Consider the following 5,077-nt stretch of genomic DNA (forward strand, 5'->3'; position numbering starts at 1 on the left):
CGCAGATCCTCGGCATGGTCGACGGACTCAACGCGCACTCGCTCGTCGCGTGGCAGGACGCGTCGGAGCGCACCCGGATGCTGCTGCGTTCGGTCGAGGCGATGCTCGACCTCGACCCGGGCGCTCTCCTCGTGACGCTGCCCGCCTGACTGGCCGGGTTACGGTTGAGGACCACCCGACTCCAGGAGCGCCGCATGCCCCAGATCCTCGTCATCGTCGACATCCAGCGGGACTACTTCCCCGGTGGGGCGTACCCACTGGTGGGCGCGGATGCCGCAGCAGACAGGGCCGCCGTGCTCCTGGCGCACCACCGCAGCACCGGCGGCCGCGTGATCCACGTGCAGCACGAGAGCCGGGAGGAGGGCGCCGACATGCTCGTCCCGGGCACCCCCGGTGGAGAGATCGATGCGCGCGTCGCCCCGCTCGCCGGAGAGGCTCTGGTGCGCAAGACCCTCCCGAACGCCTTCCTCGGCACCCCGCTGCACGACCTGCTCGGCGGTGCCGAGGCATCCGATCTGCTCGTCGTGGGCATGATGAGCAGCATGTGCGTGGACGCCACCGTGCGCGCTGCGGCCGACCTCGGCTACGCCGTGACGGTGGCCGGCGATGCCTGTGCGGCCCCGGACCTCGAGTACGACGGTGCGCGGGTCGGCGGCGCGGACGTGCATGCGGCCTTCATGGCCGCACTCGCCTCGGCCTACGCCCGGGTGGTGCCGGTCGCCCGACTCGTCGGCTGAGAGCGTTCCCCGCAGGCGAGGTCGACACTAGATTCGTCTCGAGCGTCCCGGAGGGGGCGGCGGTGGGGGGTCCGATGAACACCGTGGCGCACATGCGAGACGACGTCTTCTTCGAGGGCGCCGACGCACCCCGCCGATTCAGCCGGTTCTGGCTGCTGCTGATCCTGTCGGGCGTCATCGCGGCGGCGGGCGTCGTCGCCGACTCCGACGCCACCGTCATCGGCGCGATGATCGTCGCGCCGCTGATGACCCCGATCCTCGGCATCGTGCTGGCGACGGTGCTCGGCGACCGGGCGAACCTGATCCGCTCGTGGGGGATGGTGTTCGCCGGCGGCGCCACCGCGATCGCGATCGGCTACGGCGTCGGGCTGCTCGTGGCGGCGCCGGTGGTCGCGGCGACCAACCCGCAGGTCGCCCAGCGTGTGGCCCCCGACCTCATCGATCTGCTGGCGGCGCTCGCGACGGGCGCCGTGGGAGTGATCGCGCTGGTGCGCTCCGACATCTCCGACACCCTTCCCGGGGTCGCGATCGCGATCTCGCTGGTGCCGCCGCTCACGGTCGTGGGGCTCACGCTGGAGTCGCAGGCGTGGGACCAGGCGCTGGGCGCCCTCCTCCTCTTCGCCACCAACGTCGCCGCCATCCTCGCCGCCGGAGTCGTGGTGCTGGCGATCTACCGCATCCGGGCGCGAGCGGATGCCGCCGCCGACCGTCCGGTCGGCGAGAAGCCGCCGTCGCCCCGGCGATCGATCGTGTTCATCGCGGTGACGCTGCTGATCATCGCCGTGCCGCTGACGGTGACGTCGCTGCAGTCGACCGAGCAGATCTCCCTCGAGGCGGACGTGCGCTCGGCCGTCGTCCCCTGGGCCGAGGACCACGGCTGGGACCTCGTCGGCGTGACCACGGACGGCGGCACCGCCGAGGTGACGCTGACCGGCTCGGTTGAGCAGCCCGACACCGACAGCCTCACCTCGGCGCTGGAGGATGCCGGCGTGGACCCCGCGCGCGTCACCGTGCAGTTCGTCCCCGCCTATGTCGTCGAGCTCGGCCCGTCCGAGTAGCCGGGCCCCGGCGGACCTGTCAAGCCCGTGCCGTCCGCCCGCGCGGACCCGCAGGCTCGAAGGGTCGCGGACTCGCGGCGCTGACGAGAGCGAGGAACGAGCATGGTCCGGTTCGGCTACACCCTGATGACGGAGCAGAGCGGACCGCGCGAGCTCGTGCACTACGCCCAGGCGGCCGAGGACGCGGGCTTCGACTTCGAGGTCTCGAGCGACCACTACTCGCCGTGGCTCACGAGCCAGGGCCACGCGCCGTACGCGTGGACAGTGCTGGGCGCCGTGGCGCAGGTCACCTCGCATGTCGACCTGATGACCTATGTCACGTGCCCGACCATGCGCTATCACCCGGCGGTCGTCGCCCAGAAGTCGGCCACGATGCAGCTGCTGTCCGAGGGGCGCTTCGTGCTGGGGCTGGGCTCGGGGGAGAGCCTCAACGAGCATGTCGTCGGGCAGGGCTGGCCGTCCGTGGACACGCGCCAGAGCATGCTCGAGGAGGCGGTCGAGATCATCCGCGAGCTCCACACCGGCGAGCTCGTCACGTTCGCCGGGGAATACTTCCGCGTCGACTCCGCCCGCGTGTGGGATGTGCCCGACGGCGGAGTGCCGATCGGGATCGCGGTGTCGGGCGGGGAGTCGATCGAGCGGTTCGCCCCGCTGGGCGACCACATGATCGCCGTCGCGCCGGACGGCGAGCTCGTGACCGGATGGGATGCCGCGCACGAGGGCTCGTCCCGCAAGATCGGCCAGGTGCCGATCTCCTGGGATCCCGACCTCGAGACCGCGGTCGATCGCGCCCATGACCAGTTCCGCTGGTTCGGGGGCGGCTGGCCCGTGAACGCGGATCTGCCCACTCCGGCCGGATTCGAGGCGGCCAGCCGGTTCGTGCGGACCGACGACGTGGCCGAGTCCATCGCGTGCGGGCCCGACCTCGACGAGCTCGCGGAGAGCGTCCGGCCGTTCCTCGAAGCGGGGTTCACCGACATCGCGATCGTCCAGATCGGCGACGAGCAGCAGGAGCGCTTCCTGGCCGAGGCGGCGGGTCCGCTGCTGGAGCGCGTGCGGGCCCTGGTCTGAGGGAACCGCCGTGCGCGGCATCCGTTCGGTATCGGTCGTGATCCCCGCGAAGGACGACGCGGTCGCGCTCGCCGGCTGCCTCACGGCGCTCGCCTCCCAGTCCCGCCCCGCCGACGAGGTGGTCGTCGTCGACAACGGTTCGAGCGACGACACCGCGCGGGTCGCCGTCCGCGCCGGTGCCCGCGTCGTCCGATGCGACCGGGACGGCATCCCGGCGGCGAGCGCGGCGGGCTACGACGCGGCGTCGGGCGACCTTCTGCTGCGGCTCGACGCCGACTGCCGTCCGTCGCCGGAGTGGATCGAGCGGATGCTGAATGCGTTCGAAGCGGATCCCGCCGTCGGTGCGATCACCGGCGGAGCGCGGTTCGTCGACGGGCCGCGGTGGCTGCGCGCGCCGCTGGCCGCGCTCTACCTGCTCTCCTATGCGGCGGTCACCTTCCCGGCGCTGGGGCACCTCCCGTTGTTCGGGTCCAACCTGGCCCTGCGCAGGTCGGTCTGGCTCAACGTGGGGCAGGCCGTGCACCGCGACGACCCCGAGGTGCACGACGACCTCGACCTCGCGTTCCACGTCGGCGAACGTCACGCGATCCGCTACCGAACCGGGCTCAGCATGGGGATCTCGATGCGGCCTTTCGGCGACGCCGGGTCGTTCGGTCACCGGATCGGACGCGGCATCCACTCGGTGACCGTCCACTGGCCGCGCGACTTCCCGCCGTGTCGATGGATCCGTCTCGGAGCGGCGCGCATGGCGGCACGGCGGGGCCGGACGCCCGCGCACCCCGGTGCTCCCGCCTCCCGGTGACGGGTCGGCTCACTCGCCTTCGACCGCTGTCGCGTGATGCGGCGCGCCGACGGGCTTGGACTCGCTGGACCCTCGCTGGCGGAGGAAGATCGACAGCGCGATCATCGCACCCACGGCGAGGAACTCGGACTGCCAGTTCTGGAGCGTGCGGTTCCAGAAGTCGGGGGACGCGACATAGTCGATCCACTCCATCGCCGGCTCGCCGTGCTGCGCATTCTGCTCGTTCATGACGACGAGTCCCGCCAGCGATTGCGCGAGCCACGACAGGGCGAACACGGCACCCATCACGAGGAGCAGCGAATTGGAGTAGAGCGTCTGCCGGATGCCCCGAGCCCGAGCCCACTCGGGCGAGTCGGGCCGGGCGTGCCTGCCGACCAGCTGCTCCTCGTCGCTGCCGACGCCCTCGTCACCGGGCTTCTTCGATTCCGGGGAGCCCCGCTGGACCAGCCAGATCGTCGCCGCGATGAAGAGGAAGAACTGCAGGAACTCCGACTGCCAGTTCTCCGCCACGTCGACGACGAAATCGGACGAGGTGACGAATGCGAAGAGCCCTTCGGCAGGTCTCCCGTGCTCGGCGAGCATCTCGTTGTTCTCGAGCCAGCCCGCGAGGGACTGCCCGAGGAGCGCGACCACGAACAGTGCCCCGAACAGGATGCTCAGGGCGTTGTCCCGCAGCGGGCGCATCTCGATCACCTGCCGCTCAGCGGGATCGCGATCATGTAGGCGAGTCCCAGGGTCAGCACGCCGATCCATGACCAGAAGACGGCGGCCTCGCCGCGGCGGGCGCCCTCCTCCTCAGGCGTGAAATCCACGGTGAGCTCCCTCCTGCGCGCTCGCGAACCGCGCGCCATCGTCATCTTCGGCGCTCGCCGCCGCCTGCGGGAACCGGCTTGACAGCCACCGTCCCGCCCGTCCCGTCAGAGACCGAGCATCCGCCGCAGCGTCCAGGCGTTGCGCACCGCGTGCCCTTCGCCGTCGTTGTTGAAGTAGACGAACACGTCCCTGCCCTGCGCGTCCCACTCGCGGCAGCGATCCGCCCACCAGGCGAGGTCGTCGTCGGAATACGACCCCGCGTACAGGTGCTGATCGCTGGGCCCGTGCAGCCTGACATAGACGAAGTCGGTCGTCGCGCGGAGGATGCAGTCGAGCCCTGCGCCGCTCATCACGACGTACGACGCCCGCCGCCGCTCGAGAAGCCCGAACACCTCGTCGTGATTCCAGGACGGATGCCGCAGCTCGACCGCGACGCGGAGGTCGGCCGGCAGCGCGCCGAGGAAGTAGTCCAGGCGTGCGTCGTCGCGCTGCATCGTGGGGGGCAGCTGCGCCAGCAGCGCGGACTGCCGGTCGCCGAGCGCCCGCCACCCCTCCACGATCCGCTCCGCCCACGCCTCCGGACCGTAGAGCCGCTT

General features: G+C 71.4%; 7 protein-coding genes. 4 read left to right on the top strand and 3 right to left on the bottom strand.

Annotated elements, in window-relative coordinates:
- Positions 1-194 precede the first annotated feature (194 nt).
- The 4 genes from ACE3O1_RS14735 to ACE3O1_RS14750 all read left to right on the top strand — a co-directional run bounded on the left by ACE3O1_RS14735 (position 195) and on the right by ACE3O1_RS14750 (position 3,668).
- Positions 195-737 (top strand): cysteine hydrolase family protein, encoded by a 543-nt coding sequence (locus ACE3O1_RS14735; RefSeq protein ID WP_374316323.1) that lies wholly within the window; start codon positions 195-197, stop codon positions 735-737.
- A gap of 92 nt (positions 738-829) precedes the next feature.
- Positions 830-1,795, top strand: coding sequence for a DUF389 domain-containing protein (locus ACE3O1_RS14740; protein ID WP_374316325.1), 966 nt, complete (start codon positions 830-832; stop codon positions 1,793-1,795).
- A gap of 102 nt (positions 1,796-1,897) precedes the next feature.
- Entirely contained in the window at positions 1,898-2,866 is a 969-nt protein-coding gene (locus ACE3O1_RS14745; RefSeq protein ID WP_374316327.1) for an LLM class F420-dependent oxidoreductase, read from the top strand.
- Positions 2,867-2,876: 10 nt separating this feature from the next.
- Complete coding sequence (locus tag ACE3O1_RS14750; protein WP_374316329.1) at positions 2,877-3,668, top strand: glycosyltransferase family 2 protein; 792 nt, start codon at positions 2,877-2,879, stop codon at positions 3,666-3,668.
- A 9-nt stretch (positions 3,669-3,677) separates the two neighbouring features.
- On the opposite strand, the gene ACE3O1_RS14755 is transcribed toward ACE3O1_RS14750, so the two are convergent.
- The 3 genes from ACE3O1_RS14755 to ACE3O1_RS14765 form a co-directional block, all read right to left on the bottom strand.
- Positions 3,678-4,352, bottom strand: coding sequence for a DUF6766 family protein (locus ACE3O1_RS14755; protein ID WP_374316335.1), 675 nt, complete (start codon positions 4,350-4,352; stop codon positions 3,678-3,680).
- A gap of 5 nt (positions 4,353-4,357) precedes the next feature.
- Entirely contained in the window at positions 4,358-4,480 is a 123-nt protein-coding gene (locus ACE3O1_RS14760; RefSeq protein ID WP_374316331.1) for a hypothetical protein, read from the bottom strand.
- A 105-nt stretch (positions 4,481-4,585) separates the two neighbouring features.
- Positions 4,586-5,077 (bottom strand): DUF72 domain-containing protein (locus ACE3O1_RS14765; RefSeq protein ID WP_374316333.1); only part of this gene is annotated, 492 nt, incomplete at its 5' end.

The sequence above is a fragment of the Microbacterium sp. genome (assembly GCF_041909575.1).
Classification (GTDB): domain Bacteria; phylum Actinomycetota; class Actinomycetes; order Actinomycetales; family Microbacteriaceae; genus Microbacterium.

Excerpts from the sequence above, each read along its gene's own strand:
- ACE3O1_RS14735 (WP_374316323.1), top strand. The coding sequence starts at position 195 with ATGCCCCAGATCCTCGTCATCGTCGACATCCAGCGGGACTACTTCCCC.
- ACE3O1_RS14740 (WP_374316325.1), top strand. The coding sequence starts at position 830 with ATGCGAGACGACGTCTTCTTCGAGGGCGCCGACGCACCCCGCCGATTC.
- ACE3O1_RS14745 (WP_374316327.1), top strand. The coding sequence starts at position 1,898 with ATGGTCCGGTTCGGCTACACCCTGATGACGGAGCAGAGCGGACCGCGC.
- ACE3O1_RS14755 (WP_374316335.1), bottom strand. The coding sequence starts at position 4,352 with ATGCGCCCGCTGCGGGACAACGCCCTGAGCATCCTGTTCGGGGCACTG.